The organism is Pseudomonas chlororaphis (assembly GCF_001921865.1).
GTDB classification, from domain to species: Bacteria; Pseudomonadota; Gammaproteobacteria; order Pseudomonadales; family Pseudomonadaceae; genus Aquipseudomonas; species Aquipseudomonas chlororaphis_D.
In genome coordinates, this window is the sequence record NZ_MSCT01000008.1 from 34,399 (window position 1) to 53,091 (window position 18,693).

21 protein-coding genes are annotated in these 18,693 nt (G+C 64.1%); 9 read left to right on the forward strand and 12 right to left on the reverse strand.

What is annotated here, in order from left to right; translation table 11 throughout:
* The first annotated feature begins 63 nt into the window (after positions 1 to 63).
* Positions 64 to 1,224 (forward strand): LPXTG cell wall anchor domain-containing protein, encoded by a 1,161-nt coding sequence (locus BTN82_RS07370; RefSeq protein WP_261792939.1) that lies wholly within the window; start codon positions 64 to 66, stop codon positions 1,222 to 1,224.
* On the opposite strand, the gene BTN82_RS07375 is transcribed toward BTN82_RS07370, so the two are convergent.
* Positions 1,197 to 3,386 carry a patatin-like phospholipase family protein gene (locus tag BTN82_RS07375; protein WP_075118501.1) on the reverse strand — a complete coding sequence of 730 codons (2,190 nt, stop codon included), beginning with the start codon at positions 3,384 to 3,386 and terminating at the stop codon, positions 1,197 to 1,199. The two genes, BTN82_RS07370 and BTN82_RS07375, sit on opposite strands and share 28 nt — an antisense overlap.
* 71 nt (positions 3,387 to 3,457) lie before the next feature.
* On the opposite strand from BTN82_RS07375, the gene BTN82_RS07380 reads away from it, so the two are divergent.
* Entirely contained in the window at positions 3,458 to 3,745 is a 288-nt protein-coding gene (locus BTN82_RS07380; protein ID WP_075118502.1) for a SelT/SelW/SelH family protein, read from the forward strand.
* Here the strand turns inward: BTN82_RS07380 and BTN82_RS07385 are convergent.
* Positions 3,739 to 4,629 carry a DMT family transporter gene (locus BTN82_RS07385; protein ID WP_075118503.1) on the reverse strand — a complete coding sequence of 297 codons (891 nt, stop codon included), beginning with the start codon at positions 4,627 to 4,629 and terminating at the stop codon, positions 3,739 to 3,741. The two genes, BTN82_RS07380 and BTN82_RS07385, sit on opposite strands and share 7 nt — an antisense overlap.
* Positions 4,630 to 4,723: 94 nt before the next feature.
* Positions 4,724 to 5,482, reverse strand: coding sequence for a helix-turn-helix transcriptional regulator (locus BTN82_RS07390; protein WP_075118504.1), 759 nt, complete (start codon positions 5,480 to 5,482; stop codon positions 4,724 to 4,726).
* 131 nt (positions 5,483 to 5,613) lie between these two features.
* On the opposite strand from BTN82_RS07390, the gene BTN82_RS07395 reads away from it, so the two are divergent.
* The gene (locus BTN82_RS07395) at positions 5,614 to 6,435 is read left to right on the forward strand and encodes a UDP-2,3-diacylglucosamine diphosphatase (RefSeq protein ID WP_075118505.1); all 822 of its coding nucleotides are present in this window, start codon (positions 5,614 to 5,616) and stop codon (positions 6,433 to 6,435) included.
* Between the two features lie 96 nt (positions 6,436 to 6,531).
* Here BTN82_RS07395 and BTN82_RS07400 read toward each other — a convergent pair whose 3' ends face one another.
* Both BTN82_RS07400 and BTN82_RS07405 read right to left on the reverse strand, forming a co-directional pair.
* A complete protein-coding gene (locus tag BTN82_RS07400; protein WP_075118506.1) occupies positions 6,532 to 7,122 on the reverse strand; it encodes an HD domain-containing protein in 591 nt (196 codons plus the stop codon).
* A 99-nt stretch (positions 7,123 to 7,221) separates the two neighbouring features.
* A complete protein-coding gene (locus tag BTN82_RS07405; protein WP_075118507.1) occupies positions 7,222 to 7,533 on the reverse strand; it encodes a DUF962 domain-containing protein in 312 nt (103 codons plus the stop codon).
* A 163-nt stretch (positions 7,534 to 7,696) separates the two neighbouring features.
* Here BTN82_RS07405 and BTN82_RS07410 point away from each other — a divergent pair, with 163 nt between their 5' ends.
* Positions 7,697 to 8,758 (forward strand): AraC family transcriptional regulator, encoded by a 1,062-nt coding sequence (locus BTN82_RS07410; RefSeq protein WP_075118508.1) that lies wholly within the window; start codon positions 7,697 to 7,699, stop codon positions 8,756 to 8,758.
* Here the strand turns inward: BTN82_RS07410 and BTN82_RS07415 are convergent.
* Entirely contained in the window at positions 8,715 to 10,169 is a 1,455-nt protein-coding gene (locus tag BTN82_RS07415) for a TrkH family potassium uptake protein (RefSeq protein WP_075118509.1), read from the reverse strand. The genes BTN82_RS07410 and BTN82_RS07415 overlap by 44 nt on opposite strands.
* 120 nt (positions 10,170 to 10,289) lie before the next feature.
* Here BTN82_RS07415 and BTN82_RS07420 point away from each other — a divergent pair, with 120 nt between their 5' ends.
* Positions 10,290 to 10,856 (forward strand): nitroreductase family protein, encoded by a 567-nt coding sequence (locus BTN82_RS07420; protein WP_075118510.1) that lies wholly within the window; start codon positions 10,290 to 10,292, stop codon positions 10,854 to 10,856.
* Positions 10,857 to 10,979: 123 nt separating this feature from the next.
* Here the strand turns inward: BTN82_RS07420 and BTN82_RS07425 are convergent, their stop codons facing one another.
* The 6 genes from BTN82_RS07425 to BTN82_RS07450 all read right to left on the reverse strand — a co-directional run bounded on the left by BTN82_RS07425 (position 10,980) and on the right by BTN82_RS07450 (position 15,168).
* Positions 10,980 to 12,320: a sensor histidine kinase gene (locus BTN82_RS07425; protein ID WP_075118511.1), complete on the reverse strand. Its 1,341-nt coding sequence runs from the start codon at positions 12,318 to 12,320 to the stop codon at positions 10,980 to 10,982.
* Positions 12,321 to 12,384: 64 nt separating this feature from the next.
* Positions 12,385 to 12,822, reverse strand: coding sequence for a Spy/CpxP family protein refolding chaperone (locus tag BTN82_RS07430; protein WP_075118512.1), 438 nt, complete (start codon positions 12,820 to 12,822; stop codon positions 12,385 to 12,387).
* A 227-nt stretch (positions 12,823 to 13,049) separates the two neighbouring features.
* Positions 13,050 to 13,727 (reverse strand): response regulator transcription factor, encoded by a 678-nt coding sequence (locus BTN82_RS07435; protein ID WP_075118513.1) that lies wholly within the window; start codon positions 13,725 to 13,727, stop codon positions 13,050 to 13,052.
* 7 nt (positions 13,728 to 13,734) lie between these two features.
* Entirely contained in the window at positions 13,735 to 14,160 is a 426-nt protein-coding gene (locus BTN82_RS07440; protein WP_075118514.1) for a translation initiation factor 2, read from the reverse strand.
* 110 nt (positions 14,161 to 14,270) lie between these two features.
* Complete coding sequence (locus BTN82_RS07445) at positions 14,271 to 14,570, reverse strand: YciI family protein (RefSeq protein ID WP_075118515.1); 300 nt, start codon at positions 14,568 to 14,570, stop codon at positions 14,271 to 14,273.
* 1 nt (position 14,571) lies between these two features.
* Entirely contained in the window at positions 14,572 to 15,168 is a 597-nt protein-coding gene (locus tag BTN82_RS07450) for a septation protein A (RefSeq protein ID WP_075118516.1), read from the reverse strand.
* A gap of 87 nt (positions 15,169 to 15,255) precedes the next feature.
* On the opposite strand from BTN82_RS07450, the gene BTN82_RS07455 reads away from it, so the two are divergent.
* The 4 genes from BTN82_RS07455 to scpB all read left to right on the forward strand — a co-directional run bounded on the left by BTN82_RS07455 (position 15,256) and on the right by scpB (position 18,616).
* Positions 15,256 to 16,119, forward strand: coding sequence for a PHP domain-containing protein (locus BTN82_RS07455; RefSeq protein ID WP_075118517.1), 864 nt, complete (start codon positions 15,256 to 15,258; stop codon positions 16,117 to 16,119).
* Between the two features lie 13 nt (positions 16,120 to 16,132).
* A complete protein-coding gene (locus BTN82_RS07460) occupies positions 16,133 to 16,762 on the forward strand; it encodes an L-threonylcarbamoyladenylate synthase (RefSeq protein ID WP_075118518.1) in 630 nt (209 codons plus the stop codon).
* A gap of 120 nt (positions 16,763 to 16,882) precedes the next feature.
* Positions 16,883 to 17,581, forward strand: coding sequence for a segregation and condensation protein A (locus tag BTN82_RS07465; RefSeq protein ID WP_186828374.1), 699 nt, complete (start codon positions 16,883 to 16,885; stop codon positions 17,579 to 17,581).
* A 12-nt stretch (positions 17,582 to 17,593) separates the two neighbouring features.
* The gene (scpB, locus tag BTN82_RS07470) at positions 17,594 to 18,616 is read left to right on the forward strand and encodes an SMC-Scp complex subunit ScpB (protein ID WP_075118520.1); all 1,023 of its coding nucleotides are present in this window, start codon (positions 17,594 to 17,596) and stop codon (positions 18,614 to 18,616) included.
* Positions 18,617 to 18,693: the final 77 nt, after the last annotated feature.

An 18,693-nucleotide genomic window follows, 5' to 3' on the forward strand; every position in this document is an offset into this window, starting at 1 on the left:
CAGAGTCTGTTGGCCGTTGCCCGCCGCCCCGTCCGTTTGCCCCGCATCGGGACTGCGCGTCCCATGCTCTTGTTGGCCATTCTGTATGCGCCGCTGGCGTCAGCGGTAGGGCTGGGCGAAATCACCGTGCATTCGGCCCTGAACCAGCCTCTGGAGGCCCAGATTGCCTTGGTGCAGGCCCAAGGGCTGGGCGAGGGCGAGCTGACGGTCAGCCTGGCGACAGCCAGCGAATTCAAGCAGGCGGGCCTCGAGCGTTTGCCGTTTCTCGACGATTTGCGTTTCACCCCGATCCTGCGCGGAGAACACAGCGTGATCCGGGTCGCGTCGAGCAAGCCGGTGAACGAGCCTTTCCTGGATTTCCTGTTGCAAGTGAACCAGGCCAACGGCCGGCAATTGCGTGAATACACGTTGTTGATCGATCCCCCTGGAAGCCCCGAGATCGTGCCGGCCCCGGCCCCGATCTCGGAGGTGGCGAGCGCTGAACCGGCGACGGTCACCCAGGCTCCGCCCCCAGCGGCCAGGGCGGTCGATCTTGCAGCCGAAAAACTGGCGCAAGCCTTGCGGACCAACCAGCAATTGCAAAGCCAGGCCCAGGAGTTGCAGGACAAGTTGCAGGTGCGCGATGAACAACTAGCGCGCCAGCAGCAACAGCTGGCGGAGCTGCAACGGCAGTTGAGCGAGCTGCGCAACACCCCCGCCGAGCAACCGGCATCCGCTGCTCCCGTCGCCGTCCGCCCATCCCAGCCGGCCGAGCCGGCGCCGCAAACCGAGGGTTCGAATTCCGGGTTGCTGGTGGCGGCAGTGTTGCTTGCTGCGTTGCTGGTGCTGCTGGTCATGCGTCGTCGCCGTCAGGCCGCGACCTTGGTGGGTACGCCCGGCACCGCACCGATCAGGCCCGACCGTCAGCCGTCGCCGCCCCTGGCCAGTGCTGTCGCGCCAGTGGCTGTCCAGGAGCCGCTCAGCTCAACGCCGCCGATGGCCCCGGCGCCGTCCGCGCCTGTGGTGGGCGAGCGACAGGCCGAACGCGAGTCGTCGATCGATGTCGACTGGGACCTGATCGCCCCCGACGAACTTGACCGCGCGGCGCAAGCGCCAACCGTCGAGCCAGTGCCGTTCAATGCCGACGCCATTACCTGGCGCCTGGAGGAAGTCGACGCGCCCGACGCCACCCCCAAGGCAGAAGCCGACGCCCAGGCTCAGAAGGTCTGGCCGAGGTTGAGGTAGACCGCTTTCTGGTTGTCGTCGTTGAAGCCATAACTGAAGTTCAGCGGCCCCAGCGGCGTGTCGAAACCGAGGAAGATGCTGGCGGCGTTGATGTAGCCGCTGTCGAACTCGTTATCGTTGTTCCAGGCCCGGCCGCGCTCCAGCGAGCCGCCGATGTACAGCGGGAAGTCCAGGGGCAAGTAGGAGCGCGGGGTCAGGCGCCGGTAGTAGACCGCTCGCATCAGGCTGATGTTCTGGCCCGAAATGGCATCTTCGCGAAAGCCCGACAACTGCCGGGCGCCGCCGAGCACGAAGCTTGAGGTCACTACTTCGGCGTCGTCGAGGGTGCGGCCATAACGCCCGCCGAGAATAAAGGTGTTCGGGCCGCTGCTCAGGGCCTTGTCCAGCTTGAACTCCCATTGGCGGTAGCGCTTGTCCGAACCCAGGCTCGGCTCGAACTGGCGCAGCGACAGGCCGATGTCCTCGCCCTCGTGGGGGAAGTAGACATTGTCCAGGGAGTCGAACGAGTAACGCAGCTCGTAGTAACCCTCGTTGAAGCTTTCGCTGGGCAGGTCCTGGTCGCCGACGCGTACGTCGGCCTTGCCCCAGGCTTCGCCGACGCCAAAGCGGATCTCGCCGCTGTTGCCGATCTGGCGTCCGATGTTGAGGCCGAAACCGTAGCGCTCCAGGCGGTATTCGGCGATCGGGTCGTTATCGAGCACGGCTTCGATGTTCTGCGATTCGATACCGATATAAGGCGCGATGAAATAGCGCGAACCGACATCCAGCGGCTGGTAGAACTCGCTGTAGAGTTCCTGCTGATCGCCGATCTGCACCCGGGTCAGCCATTCGGCGCCGAGGCTGTTGATGCCGTTGACCCTATAGCTGGCGCCCAGGTTGAAGGCGCTGTCGCCGCGCATGTCGTCGGACAAGTTGAGCCCCAGGCGCAGGTAGTCGGTACCGCTGCGCTTGCCTCGGGCGTTGATCACCAGGGTATGGTCGTCGCCCTTGTGGACCACGCGGTATTGCACCTGCTCGAAGTAGTCCAGGCCGTAGAGCGTACCCATGTCGGTCTGCAGTCGGCCGAGGTCGAGGGGCTCGCCGATATGCTGGCGGATGTAGTAGCGGATCACGTCGTCGCTGACCTTGGAGTCGTTTTCCACCTTGATCGCGGTGATGATCGGTGTGCGTTGGCCGGGCGCCCGTGCGGCGCTGAGCTCGGCATCCATGGGTTCGGCCTGGCGCAATGGTGCCAGGCGGGCGTCGAGGATGCGGGTGGCGCGGTAACCGGCGTCGATCATTTCCTGGGCGCGGCCGAAATCGGTGACCCCGAAACTGGCCAGGGGCGGCTGGATCAGCACGTCGCTCTTGTGCAGGGTCGCCAGTTGCTCTTCGGAGTTGCGGCGGGTCATCAGGGTGATCGACTGGTTCAGCACATCGACCACGGTCGCCAACTGCTTGCGCGAACGTAGCGGGGTGCCGATGTCGACCACGATGGCGATGTCCACGCCCATGTCACGGGCGACGTCCAGCGGAATATTGTCGGTCATGCCGCCGTCCACCAGCAGCCGGCCGTCCAGCTCCACCGGGGCGAACACCGCGGGAATCGACATGCTGGCGCGAATCACCCGGGGCAGGTGGCCCTTGCGAAACACCACTTTCTCGCCGCTGGCGATGTCCGTCGCCACCGCGCGGAAGGGGATCGGCAACTTGTCGAAGTCCCGGGTATCGCTGGCGTGGGCGAGCATGCTTTCCAGGAGCAGGGCGAGGTTCTGGCCCTGGATGACCCCCAGCGGCAGGCCGAGGCTGCCGTCGTCGCGGAAGCTGAGCTTCTGTTTCACCAGGAAGTCGCGGTCGTCCTGCTTGCGGCGAAACGGCACGTCTTCCCGGGGCGGGGCGTCCGACAGCGCCTGTTGCCAGTCGATACCCAGGGCCAGTTTTTCCAGTTCGTCGATCTTGTAGCCCGAGGCATACAGCCCGCCAATCACCGCGCCCATGCTGGTGCCGGCGATCGCGTCGATCTTCACGCCTTGCTCTTCCAGGGCCTTGAGCACGCCGATATGCGCCAGGCCACGGGCGGCGCCGCCGGACAGCACCAGGCCGACCTTCGGCCGTGGCGCCTCGGCGGCATGCAGGAACACGGGGAGCAAACACAGGAGCAGGCAGGACAGCAAACGACGCATCACGGATCTCGGGGCGAGCGATAAAGGCGGCTATTATAACGGCGCCCTTGAGCTCAGGAGTCGGCAACACCATGACAGAACGCAAACCCGAAGTGGTCATCACCTATTGCACCCAGTGCCAGTGGCTGCTGCGCGCCGCCTGGTTGGCCCAGGAACTGCTGAGTACCTTCAGCGATGACCTGGGCAAAGTGGCGCTGGAGCCGGCCATCGGCGGGACCTTCCGCATTACCTGCGATGGCGTGCAGATCTGGGAGCGCAAGGCCGATGGCGGTTTTCCCGAGGCCAAGGTGCTCAAGCAGCGGGTGCGCGACCAGATCGATCCGCAGCGCGACCTCGGTCATAACGACCGAACTCAGTGAGAGGCGGCTTCGGCGGCCACGTTTTTTTTGCTTGAGCCAGACAGGCTGCTGGACACCACGATGGCGAGGATGATCAAGGCGCCGCCGAGCAGCATGCGCAGGGTCGGGGTCTCGCCGAACAGCAGCCAGGCCACGGTAATTCCGTAGACCGGCTCCAGGGCGAACACCACCGCCGCGGTACGCGCTTTGATCACCGCCAGGCTGGCGACGAACAGGCTGTGGGCCAGGCCCGTGCAGAAGATTCCGAGCAGGCTGATCCACAACCAGTCGATGGCGCGTACCTCGCTCAGCCCGGGCGCCGCCACCGGCAGCAGGCACAAGGCAACCACCACGTTCTGGCACAGCGCGGCCTGCACCGCGGGAATGCGTGCGGAGCTGGCGCGATTGTTCAGCGACAGCAACGAGAACAGCAGGCCCGAACCCACGGCCCAGAGCAGCCCGCTGGTGGCTTCGCTGGCGAGGTCGAAAGCCGGGGTGACCAGCACCAGGCCGACGCTGACCAGGGTCACCAGGACGATTTCGTTGAGGCGGATCCGCTCGCGGAAGATCAGCCCTTCAAGGACCACCGTGAAGGCCGGGAAGCTGGCGAAACCCAGGGTCGCGATGGCCACGCCGGCGACTTTCACCGCAACGAAGAAGCTCACCCAGTGCCCGGCCAGCAGCAGGCCGCTGAGCAGCAGGCGGCGCCAGTCGGCGGCTTGCAGGCGCTGCCAGCGGATGCGGCTGGCGAAACGGGCGAAGAACGCCAGGGCCAGCACCGCGAACGCGGCGCGACCGAAGACGATGATGGCCGGAGAAGCGGCGGCGAGTTTGCCGAACACGCCGGTGAGGCCGAACATCAATGCGCCGATATGCAGGGCGCCAAGGGCAGTACGCGGAGTCATTGCAATCCTTCTGAACGGTTGAGCGGAACCCGGCCAGTCTAAAAGCCTGGGCAGGACCCGGTCTGTCGCGATCCTCGCGTTTTTTGTCGACAGCCTAGCGGTTGCCCGTGGTGCGGCGCAATTTGCCGGGAGAGACGCCGAATTCGCGCAGCACCGCCGCGGCGAACGCGCTTTGCGAGCTGTAGCCGACGCGGCTGGCGATTTCGCCGATGGGCAGCTCCGATTCGCGCAACAGGCCGACGGCCCTGTGCAGGCGCCGGCTGCGGATGTAGTCCATTGGCGTCTGTCCGCATTCGGCGACAAACCGCGCATGCAGGCGGGCGCTGGAGAGCCCGGCGATGCGCGCCAGGTCGGCCACCTGTAGCGGGTGGGCGACGTGTCGGTCGATATGCTCGTTCAACGCGGCGTAGGGCAGGCGTCGGCCACCGATGCCGGCGGGACGGGCCTGGTTCAGGCTGGCCAGCAACAGCACCGCGCCTTGCTGGGCAATCAGCGGGTCGTTGACCGGGCTACCGGCCAGCCAGTCGACCAGTTGGCCCTGGGCCGCATCCAGGGGCAGGCGCCCTGGGTTGTCCAGCAAGCGTCGACTGGCGCCGGCATGCTCGCCCAGCGATTGCACCAGCCATTGTTCGTCGGGCACGTCGAGCACCAGGCAACGGCTGCCGTTGGGGCTGCCGCAAGCATGATGAGCGCCGGCGGGGACCACCACGAAACTCTGTTGGACCACCTGGCTGCCCCGGCCGTCGACCTCGAAGTCGAGCTGGCCCGACAGGCCGAACACCAGTTGCGCGTGTTCGTGGCTGTGGACGATCAGATCGTGGCTGTATTGGCGTAGCGTGAGGATCGGTCTCATCGCGGTCTCCTTGGCAGAGCGGCAGTCTACACCTGGCGCTGGCCGGTAGCGGTGTCATCGGACTGCCGTATTTCTGTCACAGGCGATTAATCGCCGGGGTGCAAGCTCGCAAAAAATGTAGGAGCGTGCCCATGACCAGTGCCGAACTCGCTCGACCCAGCCGTAAACAACGCGTGCGCACCTTGTGGATTTCCGATGTGCATCTGGGCACCCGGGACTGTCAGGCGGAGCACCTGGCGCAGTTCCTCAAGGGCTACCACGCCGACCGGATCTACCTGGTGGGCGATATCATCGACGGCTGGAAACTGCGCGGCGGCATGTACTGGCCCCAGGCGCACACCAATGTCATCCGCCGCCTGTTGACCATGAGCAAGCGCGGCACCGAAGTGATCTATGTCACCGGCAACCACGACGAATTCCTGCGCCGCTATTCGAAGTTGATCCTGGGCAATATCCAGCTGGTGGACGAGGCGGTACACGTCACCGCCGATGGCCGGCACTTGCTGGTGATCCACGGCGACCAGTTCGACGTCATCACGCGCTACCATCGCTGGCTGGCCTTTCTCGGCGACTCGGCCTACGAGTTCACCCTGACCCTCAATCGCTGGCTGAATCACTGGCGGGCCCGCTACGGTTATGGCTACTGGTCGTTGTCGGCCTACCTCAAGCACAAGGTCAAGACCGCGGTCAGCTTTATCAGCGACTTCGAGGAAGCCATCGCTCACGAATGCGTGAAGCGCGAGCTGCACGGCGTGGTGTGCGGGCATATCCACCATGCCGAGATCCGCAAGGTCGGCGAGATCGACTACCTCAATTGCGGGGATTGGGTCGAGTCGTGCACCGCCCTGATCGAGCATTGGGACGGCACCATCGAGCTGTACCGACTGGCCGACGCCCAGGCACGGGAAGCGCAGCGCAAGGCCGATCTGGCGAAGGTCGCGGAGCTGGCGTAAGGCTTTGAGGCCCCATCGCGAGCAAGCTCGCTCCTGCAGAAGGTGATCCATTTCCTGTAGGAGCGAGCTTGCTCGCGATGGACAGCGCAGCGGTCCTCAAGCCGGTGCGCGTTCTTCCATGGCCGCCTTGTAGATCGAATTTTTCGGTTGGGCGAACAGGCGTTCGAGCATGGGTTCGAAAAAGCTCAGGGGCAGGCTGTCGTAAGTCGGATCGAACGCCGCGGCATCGTACTTGGCGCAGAACTCCACGGTCCGCACATACAGCGGGTGGTCCTTGAATTGTTCGCGCAAGTGCCGATCCATGCCCAGATGGTGGAAGAAATAGTAGCCCTGGAAGATCCCGTGCTTCTCCACCATCCACAGATTTTCGGCGCTGACGAAGGGTTTGAGGATGGCCGCGGCGATGTCCGGGTGATTGTAGGAGCCCAGGGTATCGCCGATATCGTGGAGCAGGGCGCAGACCACGTATTCTTCGTCGCGGCCGTCATGCCAGGCGCGGCTGGCGGTTTGCAGCGAATGGGTCAGGCGGTCCACCGGGAAGCCGCCAAAGTCCCCCTCCAGCAACCTCAGGTGCGCCACGATCCGCGCCGGCAGCTGTTTGGCGTAGGCACTGAAGTCCGCGGCGATGATCGCCCAGTCTTCCTGGGTGCCATCCTTCATGTGGGTGAAACGGGCATGCGCGTTCATCGGCAATCCTCTTGTTGTTTTTTTGTGCAACGATTCGAGTGTATGCCTTGGATCCAATCCCGCACTGGCTGCGCGGGACGGCTTGCTGTCCGTCCAGGCCTAGAACGGTACTTTGCCCAGCAGCATGTCGCGGTACATGACGAAATCGCCAAGCAGGCTGTAAAGCGGATGCTGGAAGGTGGCCGGGCGGTTCTTCTCGAAGAAGAAATGGCCGACCCAGGCAAAGCTGTAGCCGGCCAGGGGCAGGGCCAGCAGCAACAGCCAGGCGCCTTTGCCGATGGCGAAGGCGAGGATGAAGATCACCAGGCTGGTCCCGATGAAGTGCAAGCGGCGGCAGGTGCTGTTGCTGTGCTCGCTCAGGTAGTAGGGATAGAACTCGGCGAAGCTGTTGAACGGCTTGATGTTATCCACGACTGCGGTCTCTGTGGTTATTGTTCTGTCAGCGGGATGCTCCGTGGGGAGCTTATTTGAGTCTAGAGTCATCGGTGGCTGTCGCCAGTGACAATAGGCGCCACTTTAGTATCCTTAGGGAAATCGGCCGTAGCATGCGGCTTGTCATGTAAAAGAGCCCACCATGAGCGAACGAACGACTTCTGCAAGCTGGGCGATGGGAATTGTCAAAGCTCTGGAGATGGACGGCCTGGATTGCCGTGCATTGTTCAAGCAGATCGGGCTCGACTATGCCGCGCTGGACGATCCGGACGCGCGCTTCCCCCAGGACTCGATGACGCGCCTCTGGCAGCGCGCGGTGGAGCAGTCTGGCAATCCGGCCATCGGCTTGAACATGGGCAAGGTGGTGCGCCCGGCGTCCTTCAATGTGGCCGGGTATGCCCTGATGTCCAGTCGTACCCTGGCCGAGGGTTTCCAGCGCCTGGTGCGTTATCAGCGGATCATCGCGGAAAGCGCTGACCTGAGTTTCCGGCTTTTACCTGAAGGTTATGCATTGATTCTGACGGTCCATGGCGATCATCTGCCACCGACCCGGCAGAGTGCCGAGGCTTCGCTGGCCTGTGCGCTGGCGCTGTGCGGCTGGTTGACCGGGCGGACCCTGCATCCGCATCAGGTCTTGGTGCAGGGCGCTCCGCCCCTCGATCTGGAACCCTACAAGCAGGCGTTCCATGCGCCGCTGGTGTTCAACGCGCCTTACGACGCGCTGATTTTCGAGCGTGCCGACATGGAGGCGCCCTTGCCGACCGCCAATGAAGCCATGGCGCTGTTGCATGACCGCTTCGCCGGCGAGTACCTGGCGCGTTTCTCCGAAAGCCGGGTGACGCACAAGGCCCGTCAGGCGCTATGCCGCCTGTTGCCCCAGGGCGAGCCGAAACGGGAGGTCGTCGCGCAGACCCTGCACTTGTCCCAGCGCACCTTGCAACGGCGGTTGCAGGAGGAGGGCACGAGTTTCCAGGCCTTGCTCGACGATACCCGGCGAGAGCTGGCCGAACAGTATCTGGCCCAGCCGAGCATGACCTTGCTGGAAATCGCTTATCTGTTGGGGTTTGCCGATCCGAGCAACTTTTTCCGCGCCTTCCGCCGCTGGTTCGACGCCACGCCCGGCGAGTACCGGGCGCGGTTGCAGGAGTCTCCGGCCGCGGTCAGTGACGCCAGAATGCCGGAATACACAACACGAACACCGTAATGATCTCCAGCCGGCCGAGCAGCATGCCCAGGGACAGGATCCACTTGGCGGCATCCGGCAGGGTGGCGAAGTTGCCGGCCGGGCCGATGGTTTCGCCCAGGCCCGGGCCGACCCCCGACACCGTACTGGCGGCGCCGGTCAGGGCGGTCATCCAGTCCACGCCCAGCAGCGACAACGCCAGGGCGATCATGCAGATGGTGATGGCGAAGAAGAACGAGAAGGTCAGGATCGAACGGACGATTTCCTCGTCGAGGCGGTGCCCGTTGTATTTCTGCTTGATCACCGCGCGTGGGTGAATCAGCTGGTTCAAGTTGGCCTTGAGCAGGATGTAGGCGACCTGGAAGCGGAAGATCTTGATCCCGCCGGCGGTCGAGCCGGAGCAGCCGCCGACGAAGCCCAGGTAGAAGAACAGCATCAGCGAGAAGTTGCCCCACAGGCTGTAGTCGCCCAGGGCGAAACCAGTGGTGGTGACGACCGAGGTGACGTTCAGCGCGACGTGGCGCAAGGCGTCGAGCCAATGCAACTGGGTGGTCCACCAGTACCAGGTACCGAGCACCAGCCAGGTCACCAGCAGCATCCCGAGCAGGCCCTGGACCTGCTGGTCCTTGATCAGCGCTCGGCGATTGCCGCGCAGGGTGGCGACGTACAGGGTGAACGGCATGCTGCCGAGGATCATCACCACCACGGCCACCCAGTGCACCGCCGGCTGCGGCCAGTGCGCCAGCGAGCTGTCGGAGGTGGAGAAACCGCCGGTAGAGATCGCCGACATCGCATGGTTGATCGCATCGAACAGGCTCATCCCGGCCCACCAGAAGGCCAGGCTGCCGAGAATGGTGATGCCGACATACGCCGCCACGATCAGCCGCGCCACCATGTGCGAGCGCGGCATGACTTTCTCGGAGCGGTCCGAGGATTCGGTCTGGAACAGGCGCATGCCGCCGATACGCAGCAGCGGCAGGATCGCCACCGCCATGCCGATGAAGCCGATACCGCCGAGCCAGTGCAGCAGCGAGCGCCACATCAGGATGCCTGGCGACATGCTGTCCAGGCCGCTGAGCACCGTGGCGCCGGTGGCGGTGATGCCGGACATGCTCTCGAAGAACGAATCGGTGTAGCTGATGTGCTGGGTCAGCAGAAAGGGCAAGGCGGCGAAGATGCACACCACCAGCCAGCTGGACACCGTCAGCAGGTACATGTCCCGCGGGCGCAGGTGCACATGTTCGGGGCGCCCCGGTATCACCAGGGCCAGGCCGGCAACGAAGGTGATCATGCTGGCCCAGAGGAACGACGGCAGGTCGCCGGTACGCTCGAACAGCACCAGGGTCGCCATCGGAATGACCATGGCGATGGCCAGGGTGATCAGGAAAATGCCGATGATGAAACCAATGATCCGTAGGGTCGGCAACGCCATGAGGTCCGCTCGGGGCTGATAAGGAGGGCGCCATTCTACCTGCGGTGCGGAGCATGTAAACCGGCACCCGGAAGGCACTTGCCGGTAGAATGGCCGGACATTTTTTTCAGGAGGTGGCCGATGGAGGCTCTCGACGCATTGCTCAACCGTGTTTCCGTACCGCGTTTGCTCGACCCGGCGCCGACGGCGGCGCAGCGGGAGGTGCTGTTCGCGGCGGCCTTGCGGGCTCCGGATCACGGCCAACTGCGCCCTTGGCGCTTTCTCACCGTCGAGGGCGAGGCCCGCGAACAACTGGGCGAGCTGCTGGTCGAGGCGGTGCAGTTGCAAGGTGGCGAAGTGACTGAAGCGGCCCTGGACAAGGCCCGCGCCATGCCGTTGCGTGCACCTTTGGTGGTGGTCGTGGTGGCGCGTCTGCAGGAGCATTTCAAGGTGCCGAAGTCGGAGCAGTTGCTGGCGGCGGGCTGCGCCGCGCACGGCATTCTATTGGCGGCCTATGCCCAGGGCATTGGCGCGGTGTGGCGCACCGGCGAGCTGTCCTATTCGCCCCATGTGGCCAAGGGGCTTGGCTTGGGTGAGGGTGAGGAAATCATTGCCTTCCTGTACCTGGGCACGCCGTTGAACGAGCCGCGGATCGCCCCGAAGGTGGACGTGGCGGAGTTCGTCGGAGCTTGGTCGGGCAAGGCCTGATCCTGAAGTTTTGCCGTAGTTGATGGCCAATCGCGGGCAAGCCTCGCTCCTACAGGTCGAGGTCATTCGCAGCATTGGCGAACGCCTTGAAACCGTAGGAGCGAGGCTTGCCCGCGAAGCTTTTCAGGCTTGAAGGGTAATACCCGGCACCAACGGCAACTCCAGCGTCGCGACAAAACCGCCTTGTGGGTGATTGTCCAGCGTCAGGCTACCACCATGGCGCTCCGCGGCGCGCCGGGCGATGGCCAGGCCGAGGCCGTGGCCCGCCGCGGTCTGCCCCGGGGCGCGGTAGAAGGGTTCGCCCAGCAGGCTCAGGTGTTCGGCCTGCACCCCGGGGCCATGATCGCGCACGCTGAGCAGGATTCTGTCGCTCTGGCGCACGGCGCGTACCTCGATCGTCTGCCCGGCCGGATTGAAGCGCTGGGCGTTGCGCAGCAGATTGTCCACCGCCCGTTCGATCATGGTCGGCCAGCCCCGGAGGCTGAGCTGCGGCTCGGCCTGGATGCGCACCGGCTGTTCCGGGCAGGCCAGTTGCGCGTCTTTTTGCAGGTTGCCGAGCAAGGCATTGAGATCGACCTCTTCGGCGCTGGCGTTGTCGGAGTCGACCCGGGCCAGCACCAGGATTTCACTGATCAGCGCTTCCAGGCGATCGCATTCGCGGGTCAGGCGCGGCCACAGGCGTTCGCGTTCCTCGTCCGTGGCGCGCTCGGCCAGCGCCAGGGCGATGCGCAAACGTGCCAGCGGCGAACGCAGTTCGTGGGAGACGTCGCGCAGCAGTTGGCGCTGGCTGCCGATCAGGCTTTGCAGGCGCGATCCCATCCGGTTGAAATCCTTGGCCAGCACGCCGAACTCGTCGCGGCGGTCGGCCAGGCGGGCCAGGCTGTTCTGTTGGTAGGTGGTTTGCCCCAGGTCATGCACCGCGCCGCGCAGACGGCTGAGAGGGCGGGTGATGGACAGGGTCACCAGCAGGCTGAACAGGGTCAGCACCACCAGCGCGATGGCCAGGGCACTCAGCGGCCACATCAGGCTGTCGCGGTGCCAGGCGCCCAGTTCCGGGTGGGGAATCCGGTAGATCATCAGGTAGGTGTCGCCGGTTTTCGGGCTGGTGTATTCGGCGGTCAGGCGGCGCCAGGGCAGGCGTCGGTCATCGTTGTTCTGCCGGGCCTCGAAGGCCGCGGCGCGGCGCGGGAAGGTGCCGCGGACTACCGGGTCGCCGCTTTCGTTGAGCACCTGCACATCGATGTGGTACTGGCGCTTGCGCTGTTCGAGGATGTCCTGGGCGGCATCTTCGCCTTGGGCTTCGTAGGTCTGGGTCCACTCCTCGGCCAGGGTGTTGAGGCCCGGATGGCGGCTGAGAATCCAGGCGTCCTGGTTCAGCATGTGCCCAAGCAGAATCGACAGCCCTGCAACCAGGGCGATGGCCAGCCAGAAACTGGCCAGGATGCGCCAGAACAATGAACGCACGGGAAATCCTCAAACAAAGAAAGCCCAGTGGGAAGGCCACTGGGCTGGGGCAAGCGCTAGAGCATTATTGCGCTTTTTGCGGTTGTTGCGCTTTCCAGGCCTTGAATTCGGCCCATTCCGCGCGACGTTCGGCGTGCTTCTTCTGGATCGCGTCAAACTCTTTCTGTTGCTCCGGCTTGAGCAGGGCGCGGATATCCGCCTGGGTTTTCTGGCGCTTGGCGGCGATCTCGTCCTTCATGGCCTTCTGGTCGGCCGGCGACAGTTTTTCCAGGTATTTCTGCACCAGCTGCTTGCGCTCGTGCATCTGCTCGCCCATCAGCTTGCGGATCTGCTGGCGCTGTTCGCGGCTCAGGTCCAGCTGGCTGTAAGGGCCTTTGCCACGCATGTGTTCGCTGTGGCCCGGGCCTTCCATCGGCCCCATGGGGCCTGCGCCTTCGGGCATGGCCATGGCCACGGTCGGCAGGGCGGCGGCGAACATCAGAGCGATCAGGGTCTTGCGCATGGTGTATCTCCTTGTCTCATTCCCGGTCAGTTCCGGATGAGTGCAGATTACGGAGATCAAGGTCAGCGGCGGTCAGCGAAGGGTAAAGCTTGGGTAAAGAGGTTTTTTGGCGAAACTGACATAACTCTTTACCCACTGCGTAGGGTGTGGCGGCTGCCGCCGTCGGGATCAACAGCCAACAGCCAACAGCCAACAGCCAACAGCCAACAGCCAACAGCCAACGGGCATCAGAGGCTGTAGTAGTACCCACGGCTGCGCAGGGCGACGATGCGCGGACGGCCGTCGGGGTGCGGGCCGATCTTCTTGCGCAGGTTGCTGACGTGCATGTCCAGGCTACGGTCGTACAGGGTCAGCTTGCGGCCCAGGGCAATCTGCGCCAGTTCCTGCTTGTCCAGCGGTTCGCCCGGCTGCTTGAGCAGGGCCTCGAGCAGGCGGCTTTCGGAAACGGTGAGGGTGATGTCCTGTTGGTCGACGTTGACCACGCCACGCACCGGGCTGAAACACAGGTCGCCCAGCTCCATCTGGCTCGACACCGCGGCCGGATGGCTGCGGCGCAGCACGGCGCGCAGGCGGGCCGTCAGTTCGCGGGGGTCGCAGGGTTTGGCCAGGTAGTCGTCGGCGCCCAGTTCCAGGCCGAGGATGCGGTCCAGCGGCTCGCCGCGGGCCGAGAGCATCAGCACCGGCAGGTCCGGATGGTCGCTGCGCAGTTGCTTGAGCAGCTCAAGGCCGCTGCCGTCGGGCAGCATCACATCGAGCACCACCGCCGCCGGCGCGTGATCCGCCAAGGCGCGGCGGGCGCTCAGGCCGTCGTGGCAGGCCCGTACCTGAAAACCTTCCTGGCTCAGCCAACTGGTCAGGAGCTCGCACAGCTCCTGGTCATCGTCAATCAGTAACAGGTCGCTCATGAATCACTCAATTTAGCCATTGTCGACGCCTTCTATGGCCGCCACTGGCAAAGATACCGCAGAGCAGGGCCAATAGCGCTACCCCGGCGCCGGTGACGAACCACTGCTGCTGGTCGGTCAGCAGGCGTGGCGCGGCGCTGGCCTGGGCCTCGCGCAGTTGCAGCTTGAGGCGCTGGTTTTCCTGGCGCAGGCGGCCCAGTTGGGCGCTTTCCCGTTCGCTATCGGCGTTCTGCAATTGCCGGTTCAGTTCTTCGCGCTGGCGCTCGCTGTCTTTCAGGCGCTGCTGCAATTCGCTGATCTGGCTGCCGGCGCTCAGGGACAGGGGCGTCGACAGCCCGGCGTCCGCGGTTTCCTCGGCAGAGGCGGGTGTTCCAATCGATAACATGACCAACAACAGGCACAACGGAGCGGGGTGTTTCGGGCCCTGGCGCATCGGAACTCCTGATTCCAATCGAGTGTTGGGCAAGTTGTCGGCAGTCAAACGAGAATAATGAGCGATTGAGAGCGCGGCGAACCGATAAGGTTCACCGCGCGGGGGAGGCGTTACGGCAGGACTTGCTTGAACGGCTTGACCAGCACGCTGGCGTAGACGCCGGCGGCGACGAAGGGGTCGGCATCGGCCCAGGCCTGGGCGGCGTTCAGCGAGTCGAACTCGGCGACGATCAGGCTGCCGGTGAAACCCGCGGCGCCCGGGTCATTGCTGTCGACGGCCGGGTGCGGGCCGGCCAGTACCACGCGGCCTTCGTCCTTGAGCTGGTGCAACCGTTCCAGGTGCGCCGGGCGCGCGGCCAGGCGTTTCTCCAGGGAGTTGGCGACGTCTGTAGCAATGATTGCGTAAAGCATGTCAGTCCTCGGTTTTCGACGTGGTGGGTTCGGTATCGTGGAGATGGCGCGACAGGTAGATGCCCTGGCCGACCAGGAACAGTACGGTCATGCCCAGGCTGCCGAAGACCTTGAAGTCGACCCAGATGCTCTGGAAGGTGAAGGCCACGAACAGGTTGGCGGCGCCGCAGAACAGGAAGAAAGCGATCCAGGCGATGTTCAGGCGGGTCCAGACCGGGTCCGGCAGGGTCAGCGCGTGGCCCATGATGCGTTTGATCAGCAGGCGGTCGCCGATGAAGTGGCTGCCGATAAAGGCCAGGGCGAACAGCCAGTTGACCACCGGCGCCTTCCATTTAAGAAAGGTTTCGCTATGGAAGGCCAGGGTCAGGCTGCCGAATACCAGGCAGGCGATCAGGGTCAGCCACTGGCTTTTTTCCAGCTTGCGCTGGGAAATGAACAGCGCGCCGTAGACCACCAGGGAACTGATGATCAGCACCGCGGTGGCGCTGTAGATGCCGCCGACGGTCAGCTGCTGACCGGCAATGTCGACGGCGCGGGGATCGATTTTGTAGACGATGAAAAACAGGAACAGTGGGATGAAGTCGATGAATTGTTTCACAGTGGCAGCCAGAAGCAGGATGTGCCGGCATAATAACAAACATCCTTGGCAGCGAAAGCGCCACCTGACTTGAGGTTCGAAAGCCCCGTGAATGTTGATTTGCACTGTCATAGCACAGCCTCCGACGGCGCCCTGGCGCCTGCGGTTCTGGTTGCGCGTGCGTTCGAGAAAGGCGTGCGAGTCCTGGCCCTGACCGATCACGACACCCTCGAAGGGCTCGACGAGGCCCGCGTTGCGGCGCAGGCGCTGGGCATGCAGTTGGTCAATGGCGTCGAATTGTCCTGCACCTGGGGCGGGGCGACCATTCATGTGCTGGGCTACGGTTTCGACGTCAATGCGCCGTCCTTGGTCGAGGCCATCGGAAAACTGCACGAAGGCCGCTGGCTGCGGTCCGAGGAAATAAGCCGCAAGCTCGCGCTCAAGGGCATGCCGGGCGCGCTCGAAGGCGCCCGGGCGATCCAGCAGGAGTTGGGCGACAGCGGCAATGCGCCGGCCCGGCCGCACTTCGCCGATTACCTGGTGCGCGCCGGTTTCGTGAAGGACCGTGCCGAAGCTTTTCGCAAGTGGCTGGGGGCCGGCAAGCTGGGCGACGTCAAGCAGCACTGGCCGACCCTCGAGGAAACCGTCGAGACGCTGCGCGCGGCGGGAGCCTGGGTCAGCCTGGCCCATCCCTGGCATTACGATTTCACCCGCAGCAAGCGTCGCCGCTTGATTGCCGACTATATTCAAGCGGGTGGCCACGCGATCGAGGTGGTCAACGGCCATCAACCCGCCGAGCAGGTGGGCAGCCTGGCCATCCTTGCTCGGGAGTTCGGTCTGCTGGTGAGCGCCGGCAGTGATTTTCATGGCCCTGGAGGCTGGTCCGAGATAGGCGAGTATCGCCCTGTTCCGGAGGATCTGCCGCCATTGTGGTGTCGGTTCAAACATGACCCAATTATTGCCGCCGTCTGAACAGGTAGAGAATGTGAGTCAATTTTTCCAGATTCATCCGGAAAACCCGCAACCGCGCCTGATCAAACAGGCTGTCGAAATCATCCGCGCAGGTGGCGTGGTGATCTACCCGACCGACTCCTCCTACGCCATTGGCTGCCAGATCGGCGACAAGGGCGCGGTCGAGCGCGTGCGGCGCCTGCGGCAGTTGGACGACAAGCACAACTTCGCGCTGATCTGCTGCGACCTGTCGCAGCTGGGCCTGTTCGCCAAGATCGATACCGGCACCTTTCGCCTGCTCAAGGCCCACCTGCCGGGGCCTTATACCTTCATTCTCAATGCCACTCGCGAAGTACCGCGGCTGTTGCTGCATGCCAAGAAACGCACCATCGGCCTGCGGGTACCGAGCCATCCGATCGCCCTGGCGCTGCTGGCCGAGCTTGGCGAGCCGTTGATGAGCGTCAGCCTGATCATGCCCGGCGAAACCGAGCCGATGAACGACCCCTATGAAATGCGCCAACTGCTCGAACATCAGGTCGACCTGATCATCGACGGCGGTTTTGGCGGCATCAAGGCTTCCACCGTGATCAACCTGGCCGACGGCGAGCCGGAAGTGATCCGTGTCGGTTGTGGCGACCCGGCCCCCTTCATGGTCGAGGCCTGAATGTCCGCAGTGGAAAACGTCGACGACCAGGCCGGAGCGCAGCAGGAGCTGCCTTTTGCCATGGTGTACGGCCAGGCGGTCATGGAAATGCCGCTGGACCTGTACATCCCGCCGGACGCCCTGGAAGTCTTTCTCGAAGCCTTTGAAGGCCCGCTCGACCTGCTGCTGTACCTGATCCGCAAACAGAACATCAATATCCTCGATATCCCGGTGGCGGAAATCACCCGCCAGTACATGGGCTATGTCGAGTTGATGCAGTCGGTGCGCCTGGAACTGGCCGCCGAATACCTGGTGATGGCGGCCATGCTCGCCGAGATCAAGTCGCGCATGTTGTTGCCGCGCTCGGCCGAGGTGGAAGAGGACGAGGAAGACCCGCGCGCCGAATTGATCCGCCGCTTGCAGGAATACGAGCGTTTCAAGGCCGCTGCCGAAGGCATCGATGGCCTGAGCCGGGTCGGTCGCGATGTGATAGTGCCCAAGCTCGACGCCCCGGAGGCCCGGGCGCGCAAGCTGCTGCCGGACGTCGCCCTGGAAGAGGTGTTGATGTCCATGGCCGAAGTGCTGCGCCGTGGTGACATGTTCGAGAGCCATCAGGTCAGTCGCGAGGCGCTGTCGACCCGGGAACGCATGAGCGATGTGCTGGAGCGTCTCAAGGGCGGCGGTTTTGTGCCTTTTGTCGAACTGTTCACCGCGGAGGAGGGGCGCCTGGGGGTGGTGGTGACCTTCATGGCGATCCTCGAGCTGGTCAAGGAATCCCTGGTCGAGCTGGTTCAGAATGAGCCGTTTGCGGCAATCCATGTGCGGGCGCGAGCCGAATAACGAGCTAAAACAATGAATTTGAGTGAACCCCGCGAGCTGGCGCCGCTGCTTGAAGCCTTTCTGTTGGCCTCGGGAAAACCGCAATCGATGGAACGTCTGTTCGAGCTTTTCGAGGAAGGCGAGCGGCCGGACCCGGCGGTCTTCAAGAAAGCGCTGACGATTCTCGGCAAATCCTGCGAAGGCCGGGCCTTCGAACTCAAGGAAGTGGCCTCGGGGTATCGCCTGCAGGTGCGGGAAAAGTTCGCGCCCTGGGTCGGTCGCCTGTGGGAAGAACGGCCCCAGCGTTACTCGCGGGCGATGCTGGAGACCCTGGCGCTGATCGCCTATCGCCAGCCGATCACCCGCGGCGAGATCGAGGATGTGCGTGGCGTGGCGGTCAACAGCCAGATCGTCAAGACCCTGCTGGAGCGCGAGTGGATTCGTGTGGTCGGTTACCGCGACGTGCCGGGCAAGCCGGCGATGTTCGCCACCACCAAGGCGTTTCTCGATCACTTCAATTTGCAGAACCTCGACGACCTGCCGCCGCTGGCCGAGCTGCGGGAGATGGAAACCGAGCCGGTCCTCGATTTCGACGACGCTCCGGTGCCCGACAACCTGCAAGCCCTGGCCGACGCCAGCGCCGAGCCGGAAGAGGCGAAGGAAGAAACCAGCTTCCACACCTTGCTGCTGGAACTGGACTCGATGGAAGAGGGGATCAAGACCGATTTCGACGACCTGCATCGCGATGGCGCGCTCGAGTCGTCCGAGGCTGGCTGGCTTGCCGACACGCAGGTTGAGGGCGGGGTCGAGACTGAAGCCCAGGCTCAGGCGGAACCTGAAATCGAGCACGAGTCCGAACTCGAAGCGGATGCCGACGACGATCAAGGGCAAGACGCCGAGAACGATGTATTGGGCGTCGCCGAAGCCCGGGCCAAGCTGCTGGCCGCCGTGGCGGCGCTGGAACCGCCGGCTCCGGAGCTGAGCGACGAAGAGGCCGAAGCCCGGGCGCTGGCCGAGGCCATCGAGAACGAAAGACGCCAGTGGGAAGACGATTGAGCCAGCCCCGGGCTTGTGTAGGAGCGAAGCTTGCTCGCGATGAAGGTTGATGCGATGTGCCAGATGTACCCCAGCGT

Bases quoted from the DNA above. Each gene is read 5' to 3' on its own strand.
- BTN82_RS07370 (WP_261792939.1), top strand. From the start codon at position 64: ATGCTCTTGTTGGCCATTCTGTATGCGCCGCTGGCGTCAGCGGTAGGG.
- BTN82_RS07375 (WP_075118501.1), bottom strand. From the start codon at position 3,386: ATGCGTCGTTTGCTGTCCTGCCTGCTCCTGTGTTTGCTCCCCGTGTTC.
- BTN82_RS07380 (WP_075118502.1), top strand. From the start codon at position 3,458: ATGACAGAACGCAAACCCGAAGTGGTCATCACCTATTGCACCCAGTGC.
- BTN82_RS07385 (WP_075118503.1), bottom strand. From the start codon at position 4,629: ATGACTCCGCGTACTGCCCTTGGCGCCCTGCATATCGGCGCATTGATG.
- BTN82_RS07390 (WP_075118504.1), bottom strand. From the start codon at position 5,482: ATGAGACCGATCCTCACGCTACGCCAATACAGCCACGATCTGATCGTC.
- BTN82_RS07395 (WP_075118505.1), top strand. From the start codon at position 5,614: ATGACCAGTGCCGAACTCGCTCGACCCAGCCGTAAACAACGCGTGCGC.
- BTN82_RS07400 (WP_075118506.1), bottom strand. From the start codon at position 7,122: ATGAACGCGCATGCCCGTTTCACCCACATGAAGGATGGCACCCAGGAA.
- BTN82_RS07410 (WP_075118508.1), top strand. From the start codon at position 7,697: ATGAGCGAACGAACGACTTCTGCAAGCTGGGCGATGGGAATTGTCAAA.
- BTN82_RS07415 (WP_075118509.1), bottom strand. From the start codon at position 10,169: ATGGCGTTGCCGACCCTACGGATCATTGGTTTCATCATCGGCATTTTC.
- BTN82_RS07420 (WP_075118510.1), top strand. From the start codon at position 10,290: ATGGAGGCTCTCGACGCATTGCTCAACCGTGTTTCCGTACCGCGTTTG.
- BTN82_RS07430 (WP_075118512.1), bottom strand. From the start codon at position 12,822: ATGCGCAAGACCCTGATCGCTCTGATGTTCGCCGCCGCCCTGCCGACC.
- BTN82_RS07435 (WP_075118513.1), bottom strand. From the start codon at position 13,727: ATGAGCGACCTGTTACTGATTGACGATGACCAGGAGCTGTGCGAGCTC.
- BTN82_RS07440 (WP_075118514.1), bottom strand. From the start codon at position 14,160: ATGCGCCAGGGCCCGAAACACCCCGCTCCGTTGTGCCTGTTGTTGGTC.
- BTN82_RS07445 (WP_075118515.1), bottom strand. From the start codon at position 14,570: ATGCTTTACGCAATCATTGCTACAGACGTCGCCAACTCCCTGGAGAAA.
- scpB (WP_075118520.1), top strand. From the start codon at position 17,594: ATGAATTTGAGTGAACCCCGCGAGCTGGCGCCGCTGCTTGAAGCCTTT.